The sequence below is a fragment of the Nonomuraea phyllanthi genome (assembly GCF_006334985.2).
GTDB classification, from domain to species: domain Bacteria; phylum Actinomycetota; class Actinomycetes; order Streptosporangiales; family Streptosporangiaceae; genus Nonomuraea; species Nonomuraea phyllanthi.
Genome location: NZ_VDLX02000033.1, coordinates 20,394 through 44,237, shown reverse-complemented (window position 1 = coordinate 44,237; position 23,844 = coordinate 20,394). Strand labels below are relative to the sequence as shown.

25 protein-coding genes are annotated in these 23,844 nt (G+C 70.6%); 8 read left to right on the top strand and 17 right to left on the bottom strand.

The genetic code is table 11. The features are described 5' to 3' along the window. The first annotated feature begins 30 nt into the window (after positions 1-30). Entirely contained in the window at positions 31-1,392 is a 1,362-nt protein-coding gene (locus FH608_RS48470) for an acetyl-CoA carboxylase biotin carboxylase subunit (RefSeq protein ID WP_139637989.1), read from the top strand. A gap of 27 nt (positions 1,393-1,419) precedes the next feature. After that, positions 1,420-1,632 carry a biotin/lipoyl-binding carrier protein gene (locus FH608_RS53590; RefSeq protein ID WP_139637988.1) on the top strand — a complete coding sequence of 71 codons (213 nt, stop codon included), beginning with the start codon at positions 1,420-1,422 and terminating at the stop codon, positions 1,630-1,632. Here the strand turns inward: FH608_RS53590 and FH608_RS48460 are convergent. Beyond that, positions 1,622-2,017 (bottom strand): thioesterase family protein, encoded by a 396-nt coding sequence (locus tag FH608_RS48460; RefSeq protein ID WP_226900557.1) that lies wholly within the window; start codon positions 2,015-2,017, stop codon positions 1,622-1,624. The genes FH608_RS53590 and FH608_RS48460 overlap by 11 nt on opposite strands. A gap of 234 nt (positions 2,018-2,251) precedes the next feature. Here FH608_RS48460 and FH608_RS48455 point away from each other — a divergent pair, with 234 nt between their 5' ends. Continuing rightward, a complete protein-coding gene (locus FH608_RS48455; RefSeq protein ID WP_139637987.1) occupies positions 2,252-3,838 on the top strand; it encodes a serine/threonine protein kinase in 1,587 nt (528 codons plus the stop codon). 3 nt (positions 3,839-3,841) lie between these two features. Here FH608_RS48455 and FH608_RS48450 read toward each other — a convergent pair whose 3' ends face one another. From FH608_RS48450 to FH608_RS48425, 6 genes are all read right to left on the bottom strand, one after another. Further along, positions 3,842-5,488 (bottom strand): acetolactate synthase, encoded by a 1,647-nt coding sequence (locus FH608_RS48450; RefSeq protein WP_139637986.1) that lies wholly within the window; start codon positions 5,486-5,488, stop codon positions 3,842-3,844. A gap of 49 nt (positions 5,489-5,537) precedes the next feature. Further along, a complete protein-coding gene (locus FH608_RS48445) occupies positions 5,538-6,317 on the bottom strand; it encodes a DUF4097 family beta strand repeat-containing protein (RefSeq protein ID WP_139637985.1) in 780 nt (259 codons plus the stop codon). Beyond that, positions 6,314-6,970 carry a response regulator gene (locus FH608_RS48440; RefSeq protein ID WP_139637984.1) on the bottom strand — a complete coding sequence of 219 codons (657 nt, stop codon included), beginning with the start codon at positions 6,968-6,970 and terminating at the stop codon, positions 6,314-6,316. Before FH608_RS48440 ends, FH608_RS48445 begins: the two co-directional genes overlap by 4 nt. After that, positions 6,961-8,121, bottom strand: a complete 1,161-nt coding sequence (locus FH608_RS48435) for a sensor histidine kinase (protein ID WP_139637983.1) — start codon at positions 8,119-8,121, stop codon at positions 6,961-6,963. Before FH608_RS48435 ends, FH608_RS48440 begins: the two co-directional genes overlap by 10 nt. A gap of 78 nt (positions 8,122-8,199) precedes the next feature. Continuing rightward, the gene (bioD, locus tag FH608_RS48430) at positions 8,200-8,910 is read right to left on the bottom strand and encodes a dethiobiotin synthase (protein ID WP_139637982.1); all 711 of its coding nucleotides are present in this window, start codon (positions 8,908-8,910) and stop codon (positions 8,200-8,202) included. A 301-nt stretch (positions 8,911-9,211) separates the two neighbouring features. Beyond that, entirely contained in the window at positions 9,212-9,931 is a 720-nt protein-coding gene (locus FH608_RS48425) for a GntR family transcriptional regulator (RefSeq protein ID WP_139637981.1), read from the bottom strand. Between the two features lie 493 nt (positions 9,932-10,424). On the opposite strand from FH608_RS48425, the gene FH608_RS48420 reads away from it, so the two are divergent. Next, positions 10,425-11,894: a PAS domain-containing sensor histidine kinase gene (locus FH608_RS48420; RefSeq protein ID WP_139637980.1), complete on the top strand. Its 1,470-nt coding sequence runs from the start codon at positions 10,425-10,427 to the stop codon at positions 11,892-11,894. A 146-nt stretch (positions 11,895-12,040) separates the two neighbouring features. Here the strand turns inward: FH608_RS48420 and FH608_RS48415 are convergent, their stop codons facing one another. Further along, on the bottom strand, positions 12,041-12,295 hold the full coding sequence (locus FH608_RS48415; protein ID WP_139637979.1) for a WhiB family transcriptional regulator: 255 nt from the start codon (positions 12,293-12,295) through the stop codon (positions 12,041-12,043). Between the two features lie 273 nt (positions 12,296-12,568). Beyond that, complete coding sequence (locus tag FH608_RS48410) at positions 12,569-13,531, bottom strand: diacylglycerol/lipid kinase family protein (RefSeq protein WP_139637978.1); 963 nt, start codon at positions 13,529-13,531, stop codon at positions 12,569-12,571. A gap of 88 nt (positions 13,532-13,619) precedes the next feature. Here FH608_RS48410 and FH608_RS48405 point away from each other — a divergent pair, with 88 nt between their 5' ends. After that, complete coding sequence (locus FH608_RS48405; protein ID WP_139637977.1) at positions 13,620-14,003, top strand: hypothetical protein; 384 nt, start codon at positions 13,620-13,622, stop codon at positions 14,001-14,003. Here the strand turns inward: FH608_RS48405 and FH608_RS48400 are convergent. The 3 genes from FH608_RS48400 to sodN all read right to left on the bottom strand — a co-directional run bounded on the left by FH608_RS48400 (position 14,000) and on the right by sodN (position 15,763). Continuing rightward, positions 14,000-14,779, bottom strand: coding sequence for an RNA polymerase sigma factor SigF (locus FH608_RS48400; RefSeq protein ID WP_176573444.1), 780 nt, complete (start codon positions 14,777-14,779; stop codon positions 14,000-14,002). The two genes, FH608_RS48405 and FH608_RS48400, sit on opposite strands and share 4 nt — an antisense overlap. Before the next feature lie 17 nt (positions 14,780-14,796). Further along, positions 14,797-15,234 carry an ATP-binding protein gene (locus tag FH608_RS48395; RefSeq protein WP_139637976.1) on the bottom strand — a complete coding sequence of 146 codons (438 nt, stop codon included), beginning with the start codon at positions 15,232-15,234 and terminating at the stop codon, positions 14,797-14,799. Positions 15,235-15,361: 127 nt separating this feature from the next. After that, entirely contained in the window at positions 15,362-15,763 is a 402-nt protein-coding gene (sodN, locus tag FH608_RS48390) for a superoxide dismutase, Ni (RefSeq protein ID WP_139637975.1), read from the bottom strand. 115 nt (positions 15,764-15,878) lie between these two features. On the opposite strand from sodN, the gene FH608_RS48385 reads away from it, so the two are divergent. Further along, positions 15,879-16,175, top strand: coding sequence for a S24 family peptidase (locus tag FH608_RS48385; protein WP_139637974.1), 297 nt, complete (start codon positions 15,879-15,881; stop codon positions 16,173-16,175). A 12-nt stretch (positions 16,176-16,187) separates the two neighbouring features. Here FH608_RS48385 and FH608_RS48380 read toward each other — a convergent pair whose 3' ends face one another. The 4 genes from FH608_RS48380 to FH608_RS48365 all read right to left on the bottom strand — a co-directional run bounded on the left by FH608_RS48380 (position 16,188) and on the right by FH608_RS48365 (position 19,176). Continuing rightward, a complete protein-coding gene (locus tag FH608_RS48380) occupies positions 16,188-16,619 on the bottom strand; it encodes a CGNR zinc finger domain-containing protein (protein ID WP_139637973.1) in 432 nt (143 codons plus the stop codon). A gap of 122 nt (positions 16,620-16,741) precedes the next feature. After that, positions 16,742-17,485, bottom strand: coding sequence for an amino acid ABC transporter ATP-binding protein (locus FH608_RS48375; RefSeq protein WP_139637972.1), 744 nt, complete (start codon positions 17,483-17,485; stop codon positions 16,742-16,744). After that, positions 17,482-18,309, bottom strand: a complete 828-nt coding sequence (locus FH608_RS48370) for an amino acid ABC transporter permease (RefSeq protein WP_139637971.1) — start codon at positions 18,307-18,309, stop codon at positions 17,482-17,484. Before FH608_RS48370 ends, FH608_RS48375 begins: the two co-directional genes overlap by 4 nt. Positions 18,310-18,312: 3 nt before the next feature. Continuing rightward, positions 18,313-19,176, bottom strand: coding sequence for an ABC transporter substrate-binding protein (locus tag FH608_RS48365; protein ID WP_139637970.1), 864 nt, complete (start codon positions 19,174-19,176; stop codon positions 18,313-18,315). Between the two features lie 292 nt (positions 19,177-19,468). Between FH608_RS48365 and FH608_RS48360 the strand changes: the two genes are divergently transcribed. Both FH608_RS48360 and FH608_RS48355 read left to right on the top strand, forming a co-directional pair. Then, the gene (locus FH608_RS48360) at positions 19,469-20,680 is read left to right on the top strand and encodes an NAD(P)-dependent malic enzyme (protein ID WP_193319055.1); all 1,212 of its coding nucleotides are present in this window, start codon (positions 19,469-19,471) and stop codon (positions 20,678-20,680) included. A gap of 187 nt (positions 20,681-20,867) precedes the next feature. Then, positions 20,868-22,226, top strand: a complete 1,359-nt coding sequence (locus FH608_RS48355) for a hypothetical protein (protein WP_193319054.1) — start codon at positions 20,868-20,870, stop codon at positions 22,224-22,226. A 112-nt stretch (positions 22,227-22,338) separates the two neighbouring features. Here the strand turns inward: FH608_RS48355 and FH608_RS48350 are convergent, their stop codons facing one another. Next, entirely contained in the window at positions 22,339-23,826 is a 1,488-nt protein-coding gene (locus FH608_RS48350) for a trypsin-like serine peptidase (RefSeq protein ID WP_139637967.1), read from the bottom strand. Positions 23,827-23,844: the final 18 nt, after the last annotated feature.

Below are 23,844 nucleotides of genomic sequence, written 5' to 3'. Positions count from 1 at the left end.
GCGAGCCGGTCACGGCCTTAGGGTTGTCGAGTGCTTACTGAGACGCTCGGACCTGTCCTGATCGCCAACCGAGGGGAGATCGCGCGGCGGATCATCCGCACGGTCAAGCGGCTGGGGCTGCGCGCCATCGCCGTGCACTCGGAGGCCGACGGCGACCTGCCGTTCGTGCGCGAGGCCGACGAGGCCGTGCTGATCGGCCCCGCCAGCCCCGCGCAGAGCTACCTCGACGTCGGCAAGGTGCTGGAGGCCGCCCGCGCGACCGGCGCCAGGGCGATTCACCCGGGATACGGGTTCCTCGCGGAGAACTCCGCGTTCGCCAGGGCCGTCATCGACGCCGGGCTGGTGTGGATCGGGCCCGCGCCCGAGGCCATCGACAAGATGGGCGACAAGATCAACGCCCGTAACCTCATGGAGAGCGCCGGGGTGCCGGTCGCCGCGGGCACCCGCGAGCCGGTCACCGACCTGTCGCTGGCGCTCAAGGCCGCCGAGTCCATCGGCTACCCGGTCATGGTCAAGACCGCGGGCGGCGGTGGCGGCATCGGCATGAGCGTGGCCCACGACGACGAGGGCCTGGCCAAGGCGTTCGAGCAGGCGGCCAGGGCGGCGGCGAGGTTCGCGGGCGACGCGCTCGACGGCCCCGCCGTGCTGCTGGAGCGCTACATCGAGCGGGCCCGCCACGTCGAGGTGCAGATCCTCGGCCTGCCCGACGGCCGCGTGCTGGCGCTCGGCGAGCGCGACTGCTCGGTGCAGCGCCGACACCAGAAGGTCGTCGAGGAGTCGCCGTCCCCGGGCATCACCCCCGAGCTGCGCGAGCGCATGCTGGCCGCCGCGGCGCGGGCCGGCGAGGCCGTCGGCTACCTCGGCGCGGGCACGGTCGAGTGCCTGGTCGACGCCGACGCGCAGGACTTCGTCTTCCTGGAGATGAACACCCGGCTGCAGGTGGAGCACCCGGTCACCGAGCTCGTCACCGGGCTCGACCTGGTGGAGCTGCAGCTGCGCGTGGCGGCGGGCGAGAGCCCCGAGGTGCGGGCCGCGACCTCCGGGCACGCGATCGAGTTCCGGGTCTATGCGGAGGACCCCAAGCGGTTCTTCCCCGGCCCCGGCACGATCACGACCTGGGAGGAGCCGGAGGGCGAGGGCGTGCGCGTCGACTCGGGCTACGCTGCGGGCAACACGGTCACGCCGTTCTACGACCCGCTCATGGCCAAGCTCTGCGTCTACGGCGAGACCCGCGCGGAGGCGCTGGAGCGGGGACGCAAGGCGGTCGACGCGTTCGTCGTCGAAGGCCCCAAGAACAACCTGCCGTTCTGCGCGGAGCTGCTGGACAACGCCGAGTTCGTCACGGGCGACTACGACACGGGCCTGATCGCGCGTATGCGGGGTCTAAGGTGAACACATTGGTGAAAGAGGGGAGTTCCGGTGGCTGAGGTACGCGCCGAGATGGTGGCGAACGTGTGGAAGGTCGTCGTCAGCGAGGGCGACACCGTCTCCGATGGCGACACGCTGGTCATCCTCGAGTCGATGAAGATGGAGATCCCGGTGATGGCCGAGGACGACGGCGTGGTGGCGCAGCTCAAGGTGGCCGAGGGCGACGTGATCCAGGAAGGCGACCTGATCGCCGTCATCGAATAGCAGCCCGCTCCCTCGCCCTCGCCAGGAACGCGGCGCGATCGACCACGATGCGTTCGATGGTGCCGCGGCCCACGACGGAATGCCGGTCGTGGGCCTCGAAGGCGAAGACCAGCCGCCGCCCGTCGACCTCCGTGAGCTCGACCCCGATCTGCACGTGCGTGCCCAGCGGGCTGGCGGCCAGGTGCTCCAGCTCCACCCGGGTGCCCACGGTCGTCTGGCCAGGCTCCAGGTGCTGCTCCACGGCCCTGACGGTCGCCGCCTCGGCCAGCGCGAGCAGGCGGGGAGTGGCGAGCACCGGCACGTCCCCGCTGTGCATCCGCTTCGCGGTGTCCTCCATCTCGACCATGATGAGCTGCTGGGAGCGAAGGCCCGGAGCGAGTGTCATGGGAGCAGCCTACTCAGGGACCGCTGACTTCCCGGAAACGCGGACAAGTGCGAGCATAAGGCCGCAGGATAGGGTTTGTACGGCTTGAGGCATATAAGTGGCATGTGAGACAGGTGAGTCGTACACTCTCGGAGTTCCGTGACCACTGTGTTACCTGTCCGCGACACAAGTTCGCTTTGTTGGAGAGCCGCGGGGTGCGAGAGGTTACAGACGTAGGGGGGTAACGGGGGAGACATGGTGGCCCAAGGGACGACGCTGGCGGGGCGTTATCGGCTGGATACCCGCATCGGCGCCGGTGGCATGGGCGAGGTGTGGCGCGGCGAGGACATCGTCCTGGCCCGCACCGTCGCCGTCAAAGTGCTGCTTCCCGGCCGTACGGAGGACCCCGGGTTCGTCGCTCGCTTTCAGGGGGAAGCGCGGGCGATGGCCACGATCAACCACTCCGGCGTCGTGGACGTCTACGACTACGGGGTCAGCGGCGACACCGTCTACCTCGTGATGAAGTTCGTCGACGGCGAGCCGCTCGACCGCTTACTGTCCAGGCTGGGCCGGATCCCGCCACAGCCGGCCATGGAACTCATCGCCCAGGCCGCGTCGGCCCTGCAGGCCGTCCACGACCAGGGCATCGTGCACCGCGACGTCAAGCCGGGCAACCTGCTCGTGCAGCGCGACGGCACGCTGGTGCTGACCGACTTCGGCATCGCCCGCTCCGACATGGCCAACCGGCTCACCGACGCCGGCATGGTGCTCGGCACCGCCGCCTACTGCGCCCCCGAGCAGGCCGAGGGCGCGCCCGTCACGCCCGCCGTGGACATCTACGCGCTCGGCGTGGTCGCGTACGAGTGCCTGGTGGGGCAGCGGCCGTTCGACGGCGACAGCGCCGTCACGATCGCGCTCAAGCACATCCGCGAGACGCCGCCGCCGCTGCCCGCCGAGATCCCCCCGGCGGTGCGCACGCTGGTCGAGGTCGCGCTGTCCAAGGATCCGGCCAGGCGCTACCCGTCGGCCAGGGCGATGAGCGAGGCGGCCAGGGCCATCGCCAACGGGCAGACCCCGGCGGTCCCCGAGCAGGCACTGGCTCCCGCGCCGTCCACCGGGACCGTGCCACCGGTGGAGTCGTACCAGACGGGGATGCACCAGGCGCGCCCGCAGGAGGAGACCACGACGGTCTCCGACCGGCGCGGGGGCGGCCGCCGGGCCGCCAAGGCTCCGCGCAGGACCGGGTTGATCATGGGTGTCGCCGCCGCGGTGGTGCTCGGCGCCGGCGCCACGGCGATCGCGCTCACGGGCATGACGCCCGGGCCGGTCATGGTCACCGAAGCTCCACAGGGCAACCGCGAGGACATCCCCGAAACGACCGCGCCGCCCACGAAGACTCAGGAGCCCACGGAGGAGCCGACGCGGGAACCCGAGCGGACGATCACCCGTCCGACGACCCGGGTCACGGAGCCGAAGCCGACCAGGGAGCCGACGAAGACGCCGACCAGCACGCCGAGCGTCACCAAGACGCCGACCAGTACGCCCTCGGGCACCCCCAGCAGCACTCCCACGCCGAGCGTCAAGAAGGTGCGGATGCCGAAGGTGGTCGGCCTGCCGTTCCTGCAGGGCCAGGAGCGGGTGGCCGCGGCGGGGTTCGAGGACATCAAGCCCGACGACAGGACCTCCACCCGCAACGGCATGCGCTGCGGCAAGATCAGCGAGACCAGGCCGGGCGCCGGGACGGCATGGGACGTGACCAAGGAGGTGACGCTCGTCGTCGTCGACGGCGTGTGCCCGGAGAACAGCCCGAGCCCGTCCGTCAGCGCCACGCCCAAGTCGTAGGGCTCACACCCCCGTCGTGTTGCGGGGGTAGGCGACCTGCGGGTCGGTCGCGATGTTCACCATGTAGGGGATGCCGGAGTCGAACGCCCTGCGCAGCGCCGGCCCGATCTCCGACGGCTTGGTGACCAGCTCGCCGCCCCCGCCCAGTGCGGTCACGACCTGGTCGTAGCGGCACTGCGGCTGGAGCTCGGCGGCCACGTCGTAGCCGTACAGGAGCTGCATGGGGTGCTTCTCCAGGCCCCACATGCCGTTGTTGCCGCAGACCATGACGACCGGAAGGCGGTGGCGGACGAGGGTGTCGACGTCCATCAGCGAGAAGCCGGCGGCGCCGTCGCCGAGCAGCAGCACCACCTGCGAGGACGGCCTGGCCAGGCGGGCGGCGATGGAGTAGCCGAGGCCGGTGCCGAGGCAGCCGTAGGGGCCCGGGTCGAGCCAGTTGCCCGGCTGCTTCGGCTCGACGTACTTGCCCGCGTAGGAGACGAAGTCGCCGCCGTCGCCGATCACCACGGCGTCGTCGGCCAGGACCCTGCCCAGCTCGCCGTACACGCGCATGGGGTGGATCGGGTCGGACTCGGAGGCCAGCAGCTCGGCGTCCTTCGCGGTGGCCGCGGCGGCGGCGTCGGCCAGCTTCGACAGCCAGGAGGAGTAGGCGTCGGGCTTGACCCCGGCGTCGCCGCAGGCGGCGCCGAGACTCCACAGCACCACCGACAGGTCGCCCGCGGCGGACGCGGCCGGCTGCATGTGGGTGGCCAGCTGCGAGGGCGCGTCGGCGATGTGCACGACACGGGCCAGCGGCGCCCCCTCCTTGCCGCCGAACCAGCCGTAGCCGAGCCGGAAGTCGAGCGGGGTGCCGACCACGATGACCAGGTCGGCCTGGCCGAAGGCGAGGCCCCGGGCGCGGGTGACGAGCAGCTCGTGGCCCGAGGGCAGGATGCCGCGGCCCTGGCCGTTGGGGATGACCGGCAGCCGCCAGGTCTCGGCGAAGTCGCGGGCGGCCTCCTCGGCGCGGTCCATCCACACGTCGGAGCCGAACACCAGCACCGGCCGCTCGGCCTCGGCCAGCAGGCGGGCGATGGAGGCCAGGTCGTCGGGGTCGGGCTCCAGCGGCGACGGCGACTGCGTGCGCACCTCGTGGGCCGGCGAGGGCGAGAACAGGTGGTCCATGGCGACGTCGAGGAAGACCGGGCCGCGGTGCGGCGCGACCGCCGTGCGGAAGGCCACCTCGACGTCCTGGCCGACGGACTCGGCGTCGGTCGCGGTGAACGACAGCTTGGTGATCGGCTTGAGCAAAGGCGGGTGGTCCAGCTCCTGGAGCGCGCCGCTGCCCCAGCGCGACTGGGGTGCCCGGCCGCCCATGACGACCACGGGGGAGCCGTTGAAGTGGGCGGTCGCGACACCGCTGACGCCGTTGGTGATGCCGGGGCCCGCCGTCAGCACGGCCAGCCCGGGACTGCGGGTCAGCCTGGCCGTCGCCTCGGCCGCGAAGACCGCGCTCTGCTCGTGGCGGACGTCGAGGATCCGCATGCCCTCGTGCACGGCGCCGTCGTAGAGCGGGAAGACGTGCCCTCCCGAGAGGGTGAACATGGTCTCGACGCCGTAGGCCTTGGACACGGCGACGGCGGCGTCACCGGCGTGCTTCGCAGACTCCATGCCCGGAACTTACCAACCCCTCACCAGAGTAAACAGATCTCAAGGATCTTCACTCACAGCAGACGAACACGTGGCCGCTGGGCGCCCTCGCGAGGATCTTCCGCTTCGCCTCGGGGCGCTGCTCGATGTTGACGTCGGTCTCCGCCGCCTCCACCGTCGCGTCATAGGCGGCCGGCGGAACCTCCAGGACGACGTCGCCCGCCGTCCGCACCACCGCCTTGACGTCGGTGGGCACGCTGGTGAACGACAGCTTCACGTCTCCCGCGCCGACCTCCACGTCGGCCCGCTCGACGTCGAGCCTGTACGCAGCGACGCTCCCCGTGCCGCTCCTGGCCCAGAAGGCGCCGGTGATGTCGTCGGCCTCGATGTCGCCGGAGACGGAGGACAGGCGCAGCTTGCCGAAGAGGTCGCTGACGGAGAGGTTGCCACCGGTCGTGTCGGCCTCCAGGTCGGTCTCGGGCGGGATGAACACCAAGTAGTCGGCCCGGCAGACGGGGCCGCCGGGCTGGTCGGAGCCGGGGCACACGGCGCCGAGCCGCAGGGTGCCGGTCTTGGCGTCCCAGAGGTCGGTGACGTCCGGGCGGCCCCGCGACCACCGCAGCACCCTCTGGACCAGCAGGGCGCCTGCTCTGCCCGGAATGATGTCCAGGCTCACCTGGTCGCCCGCGGCGACCTCGATCCGCAGGCTCTTCCCGTCGAAGGGGATGGAGCGCTCCGCGACGTCCGTCGGCGTCCTGGCGTCGGCGAAGGTGCGCCAGAGCCCCATCGTGGACAGCAGCAGCGCGACCACGGTCGCCAGGGCGCCCGCCACCCGCCAGGCGGTTCTCACGGCAGGCTCCTGATCTTGAGGAACTGCAGCACGGCCAGGACCCGCCGGTGGTCGCCCTCGGCCGGCGACAGGTCGAGCTTGGTGAAGATGTTGCCGATGTGCTTGCCCACCGCGCCCTCGCTGAGCACCAGGGCCTGGCCGATGCCGGCGTTGGAGCGGCCCTCCGCCATCAGTTTGAGCACCTCGTGCTCCCTGGGCGTCAGCCGTTCGAGCGGGTCGCTGTTGCCGCGCAGCAGGAGCTGGGCGACCACCTCGGGATCGAGCGCGGTGCCGCCGGCGGCCACCCTGCGCAGCGCGTCGATGAACTCCGTCACGTCGGCCACCCGGTCCTTGAGCAGGTAGCCGACGCCGCCCGTCGCCGCGGAGGCGAGGAGCTGGGCGGCGTAGCGCTCCTCGACGTACTGGGAGAGCACCAGGACCGCCAGGCCGGGCTGCTGGCGGCGCAGCACGAGCGCGGCCCGCAGGCCCTCGTCGGTGTGCGTGGGCGGCATCCTGACGTCGGTGATGACCAGCTCGGGCCGGTGCTCCTCGGCCGCCCGCAACAGCCCCTCGGCCTCGTCCACGGCGGCCACCACCTGCATGCCGGAGGCGTCCAGGAGCCGGATCAGACCCTCGCGCAGCAGTACGGAGTCCTCGGCCAGCACTACTCGCACGGCAGGTCCACCTCGATCGTCGTCGGGCCGCCCAGGGGGCTGGACAGCCGGAGTCTCCCGTCCACCGAGTCGACCCGCTGGGCCAGGCCGCGCAGCCCCGTGCCGCCGTCCATCCGGGCGCCGCCGCAGCCGTCGTCGTAGACGAGCACGTGCAGGCGCTCGCGCTCGCGCCGCACGCTCACCTCGGCCTTGGTGGCCGCGGCGTGCTTGGCGATGTTGGTCAGTGCTTCGGACACGATGAAGAACGCCACCGCCTCGATGGTCGGAGTGACACGCCGCTCGATGTCGACGTGGAGTTTCACGGGGAACGGCGCGCGGGCCGCCACGCCGGACAGCGCCGCGTCCAGGCCCTGGTCGTTCAGCACGGCCGGGTGCAGGCCGCGGACGAAGTCGCGCAGCTCCTTCAGCGCCTGCTTGGCCTCCTCATGGGCCTGCGCGATGGCCTCGCGGGCCGGCTCGGGCAGGTCGGTGAGGGTGGCCCTGGCCAGGCCCAGGTTCATGGCCAGGGAGACCAGCCGCTGCTGGGCGCCGTCGTGCAGGTCGCGCTCGATCCTGCGCCGTTCGGCGTCGGCCGCGTCGATCACGCCCGCCCGGCTCTCGGTCAGCGTCTCGATCCGCTGGCCCAGCTCCGAACGGCTCGGCCCGAGCAGCGTGCGCGCCACCGACAGGTCCAGCGCCGCCATGCCGCGCGCCAGCACCGGCGCGAGCAGCAGCAGCACGAACCCGATCACCATGTAGACGGCGATCACCTTCCCGTTCCTGAGGTCGAACACGAACTCCAGCGGCGGCGGCTGGAACTTCTTCGGCAGGAACGCCAGCAGCCCCACCACCGCGCCTCCCCACGCCAGCGCCACGAGCAGCGCGCCCGCCACGCCCACGAACGGGGACAGCAGGTGGTAGCCGATCTGCCGCCACGTGGCCGGGCTGCGCCAGCTGCTCGGGGAGCGCACGGGCGGGATACGCGCGTCGAGGAACGCCTCGAACCTGGAGCGCTGCACCCCCGTGAACCGCGGCACGCTGCGCATCAGCAGCGGCGGCCACGCGACCAGGAGGACTGTCAGCCCGCCGAGCAGCACGGCGACCGGCAGCCCGATCATCACGTGGGACGTGTCGAGCCAGGCGCGGGCCGACCACGGGCGGGGGACCTTCATGCCCCCACGGTATTGAGCCGGGTGCGGGTCGCGAAATGGGCCTGGTGTGGGGGTGGATGGTGGGGTTTTCCCCACCCCTCACAAGGCCGCCCTGAACCCGGCGGGGTCGAACCCGCCGCCCAGCATGGCGCCGAGCCCGTCATGCGCGACCTCGGCGAACTCCTCCCGGCCGAGCTCCCCCGCCCCGTCCGGCAGCACGCCGGCCAGCGGCCGGGCGGCCAGCATCTCCAGGTCGGCCACGCAGCTCCGCTCGGCCACCCCCGGCTCGGCCGGCCACCGCCCGATCACCACCCCGACCGGCTCGACGCCCCGATGGGCCAGCGCCTCCAGCGTGAGCGCGGCCTGGTTGACGGCCCCCCGCCCGACCCCCACCACGACGAGCACCTGCGCGCCCAGGGCACGCGCGAGGTCGGCCACGGTCCCGCCGTCCTCGTCGAACCGCTCGAGCACCCCTCCCGTGCCTTCGACGACGACCAACCGGCTGCTCTCGGCCAGCTCCCTCACCAGCCGCCCGACATCGAGCAGGGACACGGGGGCCGCTCCGCTCACCCGTGCGGCGGCGGCCGGTGACAGCGGCTCGGAGAACCGCCGCGTCTCGAAGGTGGTGGTGACCCCGGACAGCTCGATGACACGATCGACGTCTCCGACCTCGTCCGGGCAGGCACCGGTCTGCGCGGGCTTCACCACGGCGACCGAGGACCCGCGCCGCAGCGCCAGCGCCGCGAGCGCCGCCACGACCACGGTCTTGCCCACCCCGGACCCGGTCCCGGTGACGACGAGCACACTCATGCACCAAGCCTAGAAGCCACCGAAGAACAGAACCCGCAAGCCGAGGGCGCCGAAAGAGCAGAACCCACAACGCGAGGCCTCCCGCAGGGGAGGACCCGCAACGCGAGGCCCCACCGAGGACAGAACCCACAACGCGAGGCCCCACCGAGGACGGAACCTGCAACGTGAGGGCTCACCGAAGAAGCCGGCCCACGTCTCGCTCGTAACGGCGAGCGCCACGTGAGCCTTCACGACCGGCCATGACAGAGGGCGACCACCTACGGCGCGTGCGGTCAACCCGGCTCTGCCGTAACCCTGAATCCTAAGGACGCCTAAGACGGGTGACGAACTTGTAGCGGTCGCCGCGGTAGAGGGATTGGGCCCATTCGACGGGATGGCCGTCGGCGTCGAAGGCGTGGCGGGTGAGGAGCAGCATGGGGAGGCCGACGTCGACGCCGAGGGCCTTGGCGTCGTACGGGGTGGCCAGCACGGTCTCGATGATCTCCTCGGCGTCCGTCAGGCGCACGTTGTAGGCGTTGTGCAGCGTCTCGTACAGCGAGGCGTGCACCTCCAGCTCGCGCCGCAGCCGCGGGAAGCGGCGTGCCGACAGGTGCGTGGTGTCGATGGAGACCGGCTCCCCGTTGGCCAGCCTGAGCCGGTGGATGCGCAGCACCCGGCCGCCGGGGTTGATGGCCAGCCGCCTGGCCAGGGCCTCGTCGGCGGTGATGTAGCCGATCTCCAGGATCTTGGTGTCGGGCTCCAGGCCCGCCGTGCGCAGGTCGCCGATGTACGAGGTGAGCTGGAGCACCTGGGCGACCTTCGGCTGGGCCACGAACGTGCCCTTGCCCTGGATGCGCAGCAGCCGCCCCTCCACCACCAGCTCGGTCAGCGCCTGCCTGACCGTGGTGCGGGAGGTCTCGAAGCGGACGGCGAGCGTGCGCTCCGGCGGCAGCGCCGTGCCGGGCGCCAGCGTCTTGACGAGCTCCAGGAGGCTGCGTTTGACGTCGTAGTACTTCGGTACGCGGGGGCCGTCGTCGGTCACGCTCTCACCTTCACTTCTGCCACGGCGGTGAGGGCGTGTCTGGTCACCGCGAGATCATCGGAACTCACTTCGGCCCGAGCGGTCAACCGGCAGCCGTGGCGGTCGGCCGGCACCGGGCGGGCACGGCGGCCGGCACGCACGGATCCGGGCAGCTCAGGCTGATGGTGAAGGATATCCACAGCAGTGCGCGCGATCGCAACCGAGGCAGGTGCGTGACCTGTGTCGTGGTGGAACCACCTGGCCGTGTCGATCACCTCCGTACTGCCGTGTCCTTGGTCAGAGCGGTAGAGGTAGTGTGACGGTTTTCACAATATGAGATTCCCGATATGTCTGGTTGGCTGCACGACGCCGTATCTGCGGTCACTGTGCGAGAGAGCAGGTCAGTGAGCGGGCGCGCGATCGTGCCGTGCGGAGTCCTGCCCGCGCCGGTGGGCGCGCATTCCCACAGGGGGTCGGTTTGGTCGTCGCGGGGAAAACCACGCATGATGCACCTGTGCCGACACTCAGCGACCTCGTAGCCCGCCACACCGCGCTCGACGAGGCGGATCTCGACTGGCTGCACTCGCTGGTCTCCGACTGGCAGCTGCTGGCCGACCTGTCCTTCGCCGACCTCATCCTGTGGGCGCCGCTGCTGGGCGAGGGCGGCTGGATCGCGATCGCCCAGATGCGCCCCACCACGGGCCCCACCGTCTACCACGACGACATCGTCGGCTCCGTCGCGGTCAAGGGCGAGCGCCAGCTCATCGACACCGCCTGGGAGGAGCGCCGGATCTGCCGCGAGGGCGATCCCGACTGGTCCACGGGCGTGCCGGTGCGCGAGGAGACCATCCCGGTGCGGCGGAGCGTCGAGGGCGGCGAGGGGCGCTTCCTGGGAGTGATCCAGCGCTCCACGAACCTCTCCTCCGCGCGTACCCCGTCCCGCCTGGAGCTGACCTACCTCCAGAGCGCGTCCGACCTGGCGCAGATGGTGGCCGAGGGGCGCTTCCCGTTCTCGGGCGAGGAGCCGATCCTGGTGCGCTCGCCGCGCGTCGGCGACGGCCTGCTGAGGCTCGACCGGGCCGGGCGCGTCACGTACGCGTCGCCGAACGCGCTGTCCGCCTACCGGCGGCTCGGCCTCCACGCCGACCTGGTCGGGGCCGAGCTGGGCCGGGTCACCGCGACGCTGTGCTACTCGGACGAGCCGATCAACGAGGACCTCATGATCGTGGCCAGCGGGCGCGCGGCCAAGGAGACGGAGGTCGAGTCGGGCGGCACGATCGTGCAGCTCAGAGCGATCCCGCTGATCGTCGGCGGCGGCCGCATCGGCGCGCTCGTGCTCATCAGGGACGTGACCGAGCTGCGCCGGCGCGAGCGCGAGCTGATGACCAAGGACGCCACCATCCGCGAGATCCACCACCGGGTGAAGAACAACCTGCAGACCGTGGCGGCGCTGCTCCGCCTCCAGGCCAGGCGGCTGCAGGTGCCCGAGGGCCGCGAGGCGCTGGAGGAGGCGGTACGCCGGGTCGGGTCCATCGCGATCGTCCACGAGACGCTGTCGCACGCGCCGGAGGAGTTCGTGGACTTCGACGAGATCGCCGACCGCGTGATCGCCATGACGGGTGAGGTGTCGGCGGCCGAGGCGGCCGTCACGCCGAAGCGGGTCGGCGGGTTCGGCGTGCTGCCCTCGCTCATCGCGACGCCGCTGGCCATGGCGCTGACCGAGCTGCTGCAGAACGCCGTGCAGCACGGGCGGCCGAAGCGGCTGGAAGTGGTGGTCGAGCCGGCGCTCGACCGGCTGAAGGTCACGGTGTGGGACGACGGCCGGGGGCTGCCCGCCGGGTTCGACCTGGAGGGCTCCACCAGCCTGGGGCTGCAGATCGTCCGTACGCTGGTCGAGGGGGAGCTGTCGGGCCGGCTGGCCATCCAGCCCCGGCTCGAAGGGGGCACGGAGGTGACGTTGTCGATCCCGCTCCCGGCGGCCTGACCGGGCCGCGCGAGGGCTACGGGCGATGCTTGGGGGTGCGGATCAGCGGCTGGGGCCGCGTGGTGCGCACGATGCTGGTCGGGCATGGAGCCCGGCGGCGGCGCGATGCGGGCCAGGTGCTGAGTCGGGCGGTGGTGCGGTGCGGGTCAGGCGCTGAGGCGGGCCCGGTGGCGAGCGGTGCGGCGCTTGAGCGCGCGGCGCTCGTCCTCGCTCAGGCCGCCCCAGACGCCGGCGTCCTGGCCGGACTCCAGGGCCCACTTCAGGCACGCGTCGACGGCCGGGCAGGATCGGCAGACCTGCTTGGCCTCCTCGATCTGCATGAGTGCCGGGCCGGTGTTGCCGATCGGGAAGAACAGCTCGGGGTCCACGTCACGGCAGGCAGCTCGGTGGCGCCAGTCCATGCGTCCACTCCTTAGTAGATGAAGCCTGTGGTGGCTCCGTGCGGCTACTACTTTGTGAAGAGTTTCACTAGCTCGCGCGAACAATTACCCGGACCTGTCAGGACCGGGCATGCCCGTGCGAGACGCTGGAGGAACCTCGGGGTTGTTAAAGGTCCTACGTTCCGACGTCAGTCTTGAGACTGTCAGCCACGCTGAGTGCACGCAAGAGGGTTGGCGCGAAGTTTTGGCTGTTATGGATGTCGGATGCGTCACACAATGACCGATTGTAACCATCTAGACGAAAACTTGTAACGCGTGGGGAGTCGACCGAAATGTCACTGTTTCGCGTTCGCCCAGGTAGTCCCCGTCCAGCTGGAAGGCCACGGGGCGGTCCGCGGTGAGCGTGAACTCGGGCTCGTCATGGAGTTGCACGAGGTGCCGGCCGCGCGGAAGGCTGTCACTCTCCGTGAGCATCTGCCGGATCAACGGCGCGAGCGCGAGCGGCCCCATGCGGCGCAGCCCCAGGAGGTCGAGCCCGGTGTCGAACCCGGCCCACGGGGTCGGCGTGACGGGCGTGGCGCCGACGTACGTCCACGGCGAGGTGTTGGAGATGATCGCCATGAACACGCCCTCGGCGGCCGGGATGCCGGGGCCGGTCAGGGTCATCGCCGGATGTCGCTTGTCCGTGGCCAGATAGTGCCGTAGAGCGGTGTTCACATACCGTGCCGGGGAAGCCTTTCGGCCGGTGCCTCTCAGGCCCTCAACGGCCCGTACAACCTCGGCGTCGTATCCCATCCCCGAGCAGAACGTGAAGTAGCGGCTCTGGCCCTCCCACAGCGCCTGGCCCAGGCCCACGGTCTTGCGCCGGCCGTCGCGCAGCGCCTCCAGCACCGCGCCCGTGGCCTCCACCGGGTCGTTGGGCAGCCCCAGCGCGCGGGCGAACACGTTGGCGCTGCCGCCGGGGATGACGATGAGCGCGGGCCGGCCCGAGCTCGGGTCGTCGGACGGGACCTCGTGGCCGTTCACCGGGTTGAGCAGGCCGTTGACGGCCTCGTTGATCGTGCCGTCGCCGCCGAGCACCGCCACCACGTCGTAGCCCTTGGCCCGCGCGGTGGCGGCCAGCGCCGCGGCGTGACCGCGGTAGCCGGTCTCCTCGACCGCCAGCTCCACGGCAGCGCCCAGCGCGCGGATCAGCACGTCGCGCGTGCGGGTGTTGGTGGTCGTGGCCTTGGGGTTGACCAGCAGCATGGCGCGCATATCGCCAGCGTATCCGCTGGCCGGGAGCGTTCTCATCGGCCGAACGGCCCTTTCCCGCACCGCGAGATCCGGGAGGTAGGGTACGGGCGTGAGCAGTCGTCCGGCCACCCTCGTCATCGCCGCCGCCATCGTCGCCCTGGAGGGCCTGGTGGCGCTCGGGCTCGGGATCTACGTCGCGGTGGAGACCCTGGTCAGCACTCCCGGCAACCTGACCACCGCGCTCGCCGAGTCGGCCTTCGGCCTGCTGATCGGCGCCGGGCTGCTCTGGGTTGCCTGGGGCGGGCTGTTCAAGATGGAGCGGTGGGGGCGGTCGCCCGGCGTGCTGACCCAGATCTTCATGCTGCCGATAGCCATCACGCTCATCCAGTCGGACCAGGCGCAGCTCGGCATCCCGCTGATCGTGGTCGCCCTGGCCGGGCTCGCGGCGCTGCTGGCGCCCCCCACCACCCACGCGCTCTACGGCGACGGCTAGTCTTCGGCGGTCAGGCCCTCGCGCAGCTGTGCGAGCGTGCGGGCCAGCAGGCGCGAGACGTGCATCTGCGAGATGCCCAGCTCGGTGGCGATCTGCGACTGCGTCATGTTGCCGAAGAAGCGCAGCAGCAGGATGCGCTTCTCGCGGGGCGGCAGGCGCTCCAGCAGCGGCTTGAGCGACTCGCGGTATTCGACGCCCTCGAGCGACTCGTCCACGATGCCGAGCGAGTCGGACACCGCGGGGGCGTCGTCGTCGCCGGAGTCGGGCGCGTCGAGAGAGACGGTCGAGTACGCGTTGGCCGACTCGAGGCCCTCGAGCACCTCCTCCTCGGTCATCTTGAGGTAGGAGGCCAGCTCGGCCACGGTCGGCGCGCGGCCCTCGCGCTGCGACAGATCGCTGATCGCCTTGGTCAGCGAGAGCTTCAGCTCCTGCAGGCGGCGCGGCACGCGCACCGCCCACCCCTTGTCGCGGAAGTGGCGCTTGATCTCGCCGACGATGGTGGGCGTGGCGTACGTCGAGAACTCCACGCCCCGGTTGAGGTCGAAGCGGTCGATCGACTTGATCAGGCCGATGGTGGCGACCTGCGTCAGGTCGTCGAGCCACTCGCCTCTGTTGCGGAAGCGGCGGGCGAGGTATTCGACCAGCGGAAGGTGAAGCTCGACCAGCTCATCCCTGATGCGCTGGCGGCGCGGCTCCTCGGGGCCCAACTCGGCCAGCTCGGCGAAGAGCATGCGGGCACGGACCCGGTCGGGCACGGCGTGTTCGCTGGTGGCCATGGCTCCAGTCCTTTCCGTCACGCCGGCCCCGCCGTCCTCTGGGCCGCGCCTCGGCGCTTACGCAGGACGATGGCCATGCGATCAGGGGAGTCGGTCACCGCGTCGACGTCGTCGGCCAGCGCGGTCAGCACCATCCAGGCGAAGTCGTCGCGCTTGGGAGCTGAGCTGCCGACGGTGGCCACCTCGACCCGGACCTGCATCTCCTGCCCGGTCAGCTCGAACTCGGCGGTGAGGTCGGTGCCCGGCACCGCCTCGGTGAGCAGCATGGCGCACGCCTCGTCGACCGCGATCCGCAGATCCTCGATCTCGTCGAGCGTGAAGTCAAGCCGCGCCGCCAGCCCGGCAGTGGCCGTACGCAGCACAGACAGGTAGGCGCTCGCGGCGGGGAGCCTGATGCTCACCACGTCGCGGATGCCCTCCACGCCCTCCGCGCGCGTCTCGGTTTCCTCGGTCACGTTCCTCCTCGCGTTAACGACGCCAACTGCAACTTACCGCCCCTGGGAGGTGCTTGGACGATTCAGACTCGCCATCAACGGAAAAGGCTCTGCGCGGCCGTAGCCACGCAGAGCCTTATGTGCCGATTTAGGCCGCCTTGGTCTCCCAGAAGATCTTGGCGATTTCGTCGATCTTGCCCAGCAGGTCCTCCGCCTTCGCGACGTCGACCGTGCCCTTGGCGCCGGCGGCGCCCGCGAGCTTCGTGGCGTCCCAGAAGAGCTGGTGGAGCTGAGGGTACTGCTCGAGGTGCGGCGGCTTGAAGTAGTCGGTCCACAGCACCCACAGGTGGTGCTTGACCAGCTCGGCCCGCTCCTCCTTGATGGTCAGCGCGCGGGCGCGGAAGACAGGGTCCTCGTTGCCGGCGTACTTTTCCATGATCGCCTTGACCGACTCGGCCTCGATGCGGGCCTGAGCGGGGTCGTACACCCCGCAGGGCAGGTCGCAGTGAGCGGAGACGACCTGCTTGGGTCGTAGCAGTCGTGCGAGCATCAGAGAGTCCTTCCTTGATGCTGAATCAGCTTGGTCCACAACCGACCTTACTCGGCCCCCGGAGGCCCACGGGGGAGGGGGATCCCCGTGCCCGGCGGGCCTTACGCTTGGGCTCATGAGAGTGCGGGTCGAGGGCGATTCGATGTGGCCCGCGCTGGTCCCCGGCGACTGGCTCCTCGTCCGCAGGAACGCCGCCGTCCGGCCGGGCGACGTCGTCGTGGCCAGGCTTCCCGGCGAGCCGGACCGGCTGATCGTGAAGCGGGCCCGGTGGCGCGAGGCGGGCGGGTGGTGGCTGGAGAGCGACAACCAGCGGGCCGCCGGGCGGCGCGACAGCTGGGACTTCGGGCCCGTGCCGGACATCGTGGGACGGGTCGTGCTGCGCTACTGGCCGCTGCTGCGACGGCGCCCCTGAGAGGACGGCGGGTCAGGCGCCGTTGCGCCGGCGGGCGCGGAAGGCGGCCACGTTGGCGCGGCTGGCGCAGCGGGGGGAGCAGTAGCGGCGGGAGCGGTTGGACGAGGTGTCCAGGAACGCCTGGCCACAGCGCGGCTCCAGGCACCGGCCGAGCCGGTCCACGCCCAGCTCCGCCACCACCGAGGCCAGCCCCATCGCCGAGCGGGCCGCGTCGTCCTCGGCCAGGTGCAGGTGCCAGCCCCGGCCGTCGTGGTCGGTGAGCTGGGGGCGTACGGGATAGCGCACGAGCAGGGCGTTGAGCCGCGCGACCGCGGCCTGCTCGTCGCCCGCGGCGGCGTCGTCGAACACGGCGGCCAGCTCGTCCCGCAGCGGCCGCAGGGCGGGCGGCGGATCGGGATCGTTGACCAGGCGCAGGGCCCACTCGGCGTAAGAGGTGAGGTCCATGCCGGAGTATTACACGAGGAATCGGCTGAGGTCCCTGTGGAGGAGTTCCGAGCTTCCTGTGAAGGAGAGGAGCGCGCCCCCGAGCCTGCGGGGCGCGCTCCCGAACGGGTACGGGCGGTGGGTCACTCCTCGGGGTGGAGGACGCGGTGCAGGAAGGCGCGGGTGCGCTCCTGACGCGGGTCGCCGATCACCTGCGCGGGCTCGCCGTCCTCGACGACCACGCCCCCGTCCATGAACACCACCCGGTCGGCCACCTCACGCGCGAACCCCATCTCGTGGGTGACCACGAGCATGGTCATCCCCTCCTCCGCCAGCTTGCGCATGACGGTGAGGACGTCCCCGACGAGCTCCGGGTCGAGCGCCGAGGTGGGCTCGTCGAACAGCATCAGGTCGGGGTTCATGGCCAGTGCCCTGGCGATCGCCACGCGTTGCTGCTGACCGCCGGACAGCTGACCCGGCAGGGCGTCGCACTTGGCGCCGACGCCGACCTTGTCCAGGTTCTCCCTGGCGACGACCTCGGCCTCGCGCCTGCCCCGCTTCAGCACCCGCTGCTGGGCGATCATCACGTTCTGCAGCGCGGTCATGTGCGGGAACAGGTTGAACTGCTGGAACACCATGCCGATGTGCCGTCTGATGGCGTCGATGTCCACGTCGGGGTCGGTCACCTCGACCCCGCTCACGAACACCTTGCCCCTGGTGGGCTGCTCCAGCAGGTTCACGCAGCGCAGAAGGGTCGACTTGCCCGAACCCGACGGGCCGATGACGCAGACCACCTGGCCGGGCTCGACGGCGAGGTCGATGCCCTTGAGCACCTCGTTCCTGCCGAAGTGCTTGTGCAGGTCCCTGAGCTCGATCGCGTGCGTCATCGGTTCCTCCCCTTACGTCCCTCCAGCCGGGAGGCAAGATATCCCAGCGGAATCGTGACGAGCAGGTACGTCAGGCCCGCGACCATGATGGGTGTGGCGTTGGCGTGCTCGGAGGCCAGGTCGTTGCCGAACTTGGCCAGCTCGACGTACTCGCCGGACACGCCCAGGAACAGCACCAGCGACGAGTCCTTGAGCAGGGCGACGAACTGGTTGGTGGTCGGCGGGATGACCATCCTGACGGCCTGCGGGATCACCACGGTGACCTGTGCCCTCGTGGCCGACATGCCGAGCGACCTCGCGGCCTCGGTCTGCCCCTTCGGCACGGCCTGCAGGCCCGCGCGGAAGACCTCCGCCTGGTACGCCGACCCGACCAGGCCCAGCCCCAGGATGCCCTGGCCGTACGTGCCGAAGGGCACCTCGAAGCCGGGCAGCGCCAGCGGCAGGAACACGATCAACAGGAAGATCAGCAGCGCGGGCAGCCCGCGGAAGATCTCGATGTAGACGATCGCGATCCAGCGGTACGGGCGGACCTGGGAGAGCCGCATGAGCGCGAGCACCAGTCCTGCCACGAACGAGAAGATGAACCCCCCGACCGCGTAGATGATCGTGTTGCGCAGCGCGACGGTGAACAGCTCCGGCAGTGCCGCGCCCGCGACCTCCGGCTTGGCGAAGTTCTGGGCCAGGCTGCCCCAGTCGGCGTACAGCACGACCGCGACGAGCGCGACGATCAGGACGACGTACTGGATGCCCCGGCTGATCTGCTGCTTCTTCCGAGGGCTGAGCCTGGCACGGGCAGGCTCAGCCGTCTTCGGCTGGTCGGCCATGGATCAGCCCAGCTCACCGGGCTTCTTGCCGAACCACTTCACGTAGATCTTCTCGTAGGTGCCGTCTTGCTTGGCCTTGGCGATCTCTTCATTGATCGTCTTGAGCAGCACCGGGTCGGCGCCCTTCTTCAGGCCGATGCCGTACTGCTCGCCGGTGTCGAGGCTGGCGACCAGCTCGAACTTCTCGGCGATCTCCGGCTTCTTCAGCCAGGTGAGCACGACCGGCAGGTCCTGCACGATCACGTCGGCCTGGCCGGCCTGCAGGGCCAGCAGTTCCTTGGCGGAGTCGGCGTACTCGGTGGGGTTGAAGCCGTTCTTCTTGACGTAGTCGAGGCCGGTGGTGCTGGCCTGGGCGCCCAGCTTGAGGTTCTTGGCCTTGACGTCCTCCAGCGACTTGGCGCCCGTGCCCTTCTTGGCGAGCAGCGCCTGCGTGGCGTCGAAGTACGGGTCGGAGAAGTCGATGTTCTTCTGCCGCTCGGGGGTGATCGTCATGCCGGCGGCGGCCACGTCGCACTTGCCGGCCGCCATGGCCGCGCCGCTCTTGATGACGGCGAAGTCGATGTCGACGATGTTCTGGGTCACGCCCAGCTTCTTCGCGGCCAGGTCGACGATGTCCACGTCGAACCCGACGATCTTGCCGCTGTCGTCCTTGAACTGGAACGGCTCGTACGGGATGTTCGTGCAGACCGTGAGCTTGCCGGGCTGGACGAGCTTGACACCGGCGTCGCCCGCGCTGGAGGCGCTCGCGCTGGTCGTGCCGGAGCTCGAGCCGGAGTCGCCGCTGCCGCACGCGGACAGCGTGAGAGCAGCGATCAAGGCGAGCGCGCCGGCGGCGTAGCCACGGCGGCCCTTGGGGCTGAGGGCCATGTACGGCCTCCTCGAAGTGAAATGCCACGAAACTTGCTTTTTGTGCAGTTTAAATGGGGTTTCGCAGCGGTCCGTCATCAGACATTTAACGATGCGTCAACGGAACGGCGTCGGCGGCGACACCGAACACCGTCTCACCATGTGGCACTATGGGGAGACGGGTGACCCCCGTACCCCTCCTTGATGATCGACGCGGATGATCGACGAGGGGATTCTGGCAGCTACCGAAGCCAGCCCGCTCGCGCTCTTCCGCAGATGGTTTCGTCCGCTCCCGATGACTACAGGGGTCGCTGTGGCTGTCACACCTGCTTCCGCTTCCGCATCCGCCACGTCCGCATCCGTGGCCGATCTCGATCTCGATCCGGCCTTCGCGCTGCACCGCGGCGGCAAGCTCGAGGTCCGCTCCACCGTTCCCGTCCGCGACGCGGACGACCTCTCGCTCGCCTACACGCCCGGCGTCGCCCGCGTCTGCACCGCCATCGCCGAGACTCCGGCGCTGGCCGACGACTACACCTGGGTCTCCAACGTGGTCGCCGTCGTCTCCGACGGCACCGCCGTGCTCGGCCTCGGCGACATCGGCCCCTCGGCCGCCATGCCGGTCATGGAGGGCAAGGCGCTGCTGTTCAAGCAGTTCGCGAACGTGGACGCCGTGCCGCTCTGCCTCGACTGCACCGACGTCGACGACCTGGTCGAGACCGTCGCGCGCCTCGCGCCGTCGTTCGGCGGCATCAACCTCGAGGACATCAGCGCACCGCGCTGCTTCGAGGTCGAAGACCGCCTCCGCGCCCGGCTCGACATCCCGGTCTTCCACGACGACCAGCACGGCACCGCCATCGTCGCGCTGGCCGCCCTCCAGAACGCCGCCCGCCTGACCGGCCGCTCGCTCGGCGACCTGCGCGCCGTGGTGGCCGGGGCGGGCGCGTCCGGCGTCGCCGTCACCCGCATCCTGCTGGAGGCCGGCATCGGCGACATCGCGGTCTCCGACTCCAAGGGCATGATCTACGCGGGCAGGGAGGGCCTCAACCCCGTCAAGGAGGCCCTCGCCCGCGACACCAACCGCGCTGGCCACACCGGTTCCACGGAGGACGCGCTGGCCGGGGCCGACGTGTTCGTCGGGCTGTCGGGCTCCACCGTCTCGGAGGCCGCCATCGCCTCCATGGCGCCCGACGCCGTCGTCTTCGCCCTGTCCAACCCCACGCCCGAGGTCCACCCCGAGGCGGCCGCCAGGCACGCCAGGGTCGTCGCCACCGGCCGCTCCGACTTCCCCAACCAGATCAACAACGTGCTGGCCTTCCCCGGGGTGTTCAGGGGCGCCCTCGACGTGCGCGCCTCCGCCATCACCGAGAACATGAAGGTGGCCGCGGCCCGCGCCCTGGCCGGCGTCGTCGGCGACGACCTGTCGGCCACGTACGTCATCCCCAGCCCCTTCGACGAGCGCGTCGCCCCCGCCGTGACGGCCGCCGTCGCGGCCCAGGCCCGCGCCGACGGGGTCGCCCGCCGCTGACGGCTCCTCTTGCGTGTCCCTTTTACGGGGACCTCCCGGTTTGCCCGCACTTCTACGGGTAGGGGAGGTCCCCGTTCGCATGGCATGAGGAAGTCTTTGGGGAAGTGGCACTCAACCTTTACGTAAGGTGATATAACTGTAGCTCTCTGTAAGGGTACGGGCGCCCACTCCTGTGATGAGGAGAGCGATGAAACGCGAGCCGAACGCACTGCTCCGGCAGCTCATCGCGGAGGCGGGCTTCTCCCACAAGGGGCTTGCCAGGTGCCTCAACGATTGGGGAGCTACGCGTGGCACTCCGGGCCTCAAATACGACCACAGTTCGGTGCTGCGCTGGATCGGCGGGCAGAGGCCACGCGATCCCGTGCCGGGCCTGCTCACCGAGATCTTCGCGATGCGACTCGGCCGGCCGGTTACCGCGGAGGACCTCGGCATGCCCGCCGGCCTCACGCCTCTCGCGCTCGGACAGGAGTTCACGCACACGTGGCAGGAGGGGATCGCGACCGTGACGGCGCTGTGGCGGGCCGACGTGGAGAGACGGAGGTTCCTGATCGACTCGACGTTCGCGATAGGAGCGGGCTCCGTGGGAGCCGTTCGCTGGCTGACGTCCCCATCCGAGGGACACCTGGGCGGCACGGGCAGCCGGCGCGTGGGCCGCGCCGACGTGGCCGCCATCCGAGAGGTCACCCGGTCGTTCGGGGAGCTGGACAACCGCTTCGGCAGCGGCCGCGTCCGCTCCTCCGTGGTGAGATACCTCGACACCGCCGTCTCGCCGCTGCTCAAGGACGGCCTGTACGACGACGACACCGGCAGGCAGCTGGCCGCCGCGGCCGCCGAGCTGACCCGCCTGGCCGGCTGGATGGCCTACGACATGGAGCAGCACGGCCTCGCCCAGCGCTACCTCATCCAGGCGCTCCGCCTCGCCAGAGGCGCCGACGACCACACGCTCGGCGGCGAGATCCTGGCCGGGATGGCGCACCAGGCCATCTACATGGGCCAGTCGGCCCACGCCCTCGACCTGGCCAGGGCCGCCCAGCAGTCCGCCCGCCGCGCCGGTGTCCACACCCTGCTCGCCTCCGCCCAGGTCCTGGAGGCCCACGCCCACGCCGGCCTCGGCGACGCCCGAGCCTGCGGCGTCTCCCTGCACGCGGCCGAGCAGGCCTTCGACGCCCGCAGGCCCTCCGACGAGCCCGCGTGGCTCAGCTACTTCGACGAGGCCTACCTGTCGGCCAAGTTCGCCCACTGCTTCCGCGACCTGGGAGAGGGCGAGCGAGCCGTCCGCCAGGCCCGGCGCTCGCTCGACATGGACGGCCGCTACGTGCGCGGGCGCATGTTCAACCTGTCGCTGCTGGCGGCGGGGCTCATGCAGTGCGGGGAGCTGGAGGAGGCGTGCGCCGCCGCCGGCGACGCCTTCGCGCTGGCGGGCGAGCTGCAGTCGGCGCGGTCACGGTCCTACGTGGCCGACCTGCGGCGGCGGCTGGAGCCGTACCGGAGCGAGCGGCCCGTACAACTGCTGCGGGAGCGTACACGCGAGCTCACCGCGGTCTGACGGCCCCTGCGGGGGCTGGCGAGTGCGGAGACACGACGGCCCGGGGCGCGCGCCTTTGAGCCCTTGCGCGCGCCCCGGGCCGTCCGTTCACCTCAGCAGCCGGTCGTGAGGGCTACTTCAGAAGCTCGCCGTGGGGGCCGACGATCTTCTTGGTCTGGGCGTAGTTGGCCTTGTTGTACACGTCGGCCACCTCACCGTCGAAGATGGCCGAGCTGATGTAGTCGATCCGGCCGTTCTTGTCGTTGTCGTGGAACATGCTGGTCACGCCGTTGACGTAGCCGGTGCGCTTGGCGTTGCTGTACTTGATGAGCCACGGGCCACCGTCGGCGCCCTCGGTCATGGAGCACTTGAGCAGCTGGTGCGTCTCCACCTTGAACATGTTGACCTGGTAGCTCTTGGTGGAGGTCTTGCCGGCGCACCACTTCGGCGTCACGCCGGTGAACGCCTTGTCGCCGTCGGGGTGCGGGGCGGAGGGGTAGCCGAACGCGGTGGTCTGCTGGCCCAGCGGCTGGTTCCAGGCGACACCCTGGCCACCGACCACGTCACCGAGCCGGCCCATGTCCTTGGCGATGCCGATGATGTAGTGGGCCTCGTAGTACTTACGCGAGGTGCCGGGCTTGACCCACTTCTGCGTGTAGTAGTGGGTGATGGTGTAGTTGCCGAGCTTGTCGCTGCCCTTGGTGCCGAGACCCTTGTAGGCGTCCTGCTCCGCCTTGGTCACCTGCTCCACGACGGGCTCGCCGAACTTGCGGCCCTGGCCCTTGCCGATCTTGGCCGCCTTGTAGACGTCCTCCTTGACCTCGACCTTCTCCACGACGGCGCCGGGGTAGTCGGGACCGACGAGGTCGGCCGGCTTGTCCGCACCCTGCGACCAGCAGTCGCCGAGGTTGAGCTGGCACTTGGCGAACTCCGCGGCGCTGATCTCGCGCGGCTTCACCCACTTGTCGCCCGCCCACGCCTTGAAGTCCCTGTGGGAGACCTCCTTCTCGCCTCCCAGCGTGAAGCCGTTATGCACGGCCACGAAGGCGAAGTCGCCGTCGTAGTCGTCGTACGTGTCCAGGTCGTAAGCCGTGAAGGCGTACGCGCCGACGTACACACCCCAGGGGGCCTTGCCCTGGTAGTAGCCGGGCACGAAGATCCACTTGTCGTAGGCGTCGTCCTTGCCGTTGGCGAAGACGCAGTGGCCGGCGGTGGCGACCAGGTTGCGGTTCCTGGACTGGATGGAGGTGGCCGAGCACCAGCGGTAGTGGCCTTCCTTGTCGAGGAAGAAGACCTTGCCGATGGTCTTGGGCAGGTTGACGTTCTTGGTCGGGCTGGCCTTGGCGGTGGTGGTCGGACCTGTCATGCCGGGCTTGCCGTCGGGGAGGCCCTGGCTTCCGGAGGAGACCAGCTTGGGCACGCTCGCGGTGTCCAGGCGATATTGGGTGGCCTTGCGCAGGGCGGCGCCGTTGGAGTCGAGCCAGAAGGCGGCGGCACCGTACGCGTCGGCGGGCTTGGGCTGGAGGTTGTCGCTGGACCAGCTGGGGGCGGCGCTGGCCGGGGCGGCGAGGGCGGCGGCGCTCAGGCCGACGGCGGCTAGGGGGATGAGCAGGCGCTTCACGGGAGGCTCCACAGTTGT

Coding starts and splice junctions, on each gene's coding strand:
- FH608_RS48370 (WP_139637971.1), bottom strand. CDS start 18,309: ATGGCCGACCAGCCGAAGACGGCTGAGCCTGCCCGTGCCAGGCTCAGC.
- FH608_RS48435 (WP_139637983.1), bottom strand. CDS start 8,121: ATGAAGGTCCCCCGCCCGTGGTCGGCCCGCGCCTGGCTCGACACGTCC.
- FH608_RS48355 (WP_193319054.1), top strand. CDS start 20,868: ATGAAACGCGAGCCGAACGCACTGCTCCGGCAGCTCATCGCGGAGGCG.
- FH608_RS48400 (WP_176573444.1), bottom strand. CDS start 14,779: ATGGCCACCAGCGAACACGCCGTGCCCGACCGGGTCCGTGCCCGCATG.
- sodN (WP_139637975.1), bottom strand. CDS start 15,763: ATGCTCGCACGACTGCTACGACCCAAGCAGGTCGTCTCCGCTCACTGC.
- FH608_RS48380 (WP_139637973.1), bottom strand. CDS start 16,619: ATGGACCTCACCTCTTACGCCGAGTGGGCCCTGCGCCTGGTCAACGAT.
- FH608_RS48385 (WP_139637974.1), top strand. CDS start 15,879: ATGAGAGTGCGGGTCGAGGGCGATTCGATGTGGCCCGCGCTGGTCCCC.
- FH608_RS48460 (WP_226900557.1), bottom strand. CDS start 2,017: ATGACACTCGCTCCGGGCCTTCGCTCCCAGCAGCTCATCATGGTCGAG.
- FH608_RS48365 (WP_139637970.1), bottom strand. CDS start 19,176: ATGGCCCTCAGCCCCAAGGGCCGCCGTGGCTACGCCGCCGGCGCGCTC.
- FH608_RS48450 (WP_139637986.1), bottom strand. CDS start 5,488: ATGGAGTCTGCGAAGCACGCCGGTGACGCCGCCGTCGCCGTGTCCAAG.
- FH608_RS48375 (WP_139637972.1), bottom strand. CDS start 17,485: ATGACGCACGCGATCGAGCTCAGGGACCTGCACAAGCACTTCGGCAGG.
- FH608_RS48455 (WP_139637987.1), top strand. CDS start 2,252: ATGGTGGCCCAAGGGACGACGCTGGCGGGGCGTTATCGGCTGGATACC.
- FH608_RS48415 (WP_139637979.1), bottom strand. CDS start 12,295: ATGGACTGGCGCCACCGAGCTGCCTGCCGTGACGTGGACCCCGAGCTG.
- FH608_RS48410 (WP_139637978.1), bottom strand. CDS start 13,531: ATGCGCGCCATGCTGCTGGTCAACCCCAAGGCCACGACCACCAACACC.
- bioD (WP_139637982.1), bottom strand. CDS start 8,910: ATGAGTGTGCTCGTCGTCACCGGGACCGGGTCCGGGGTGGGCAAGACC.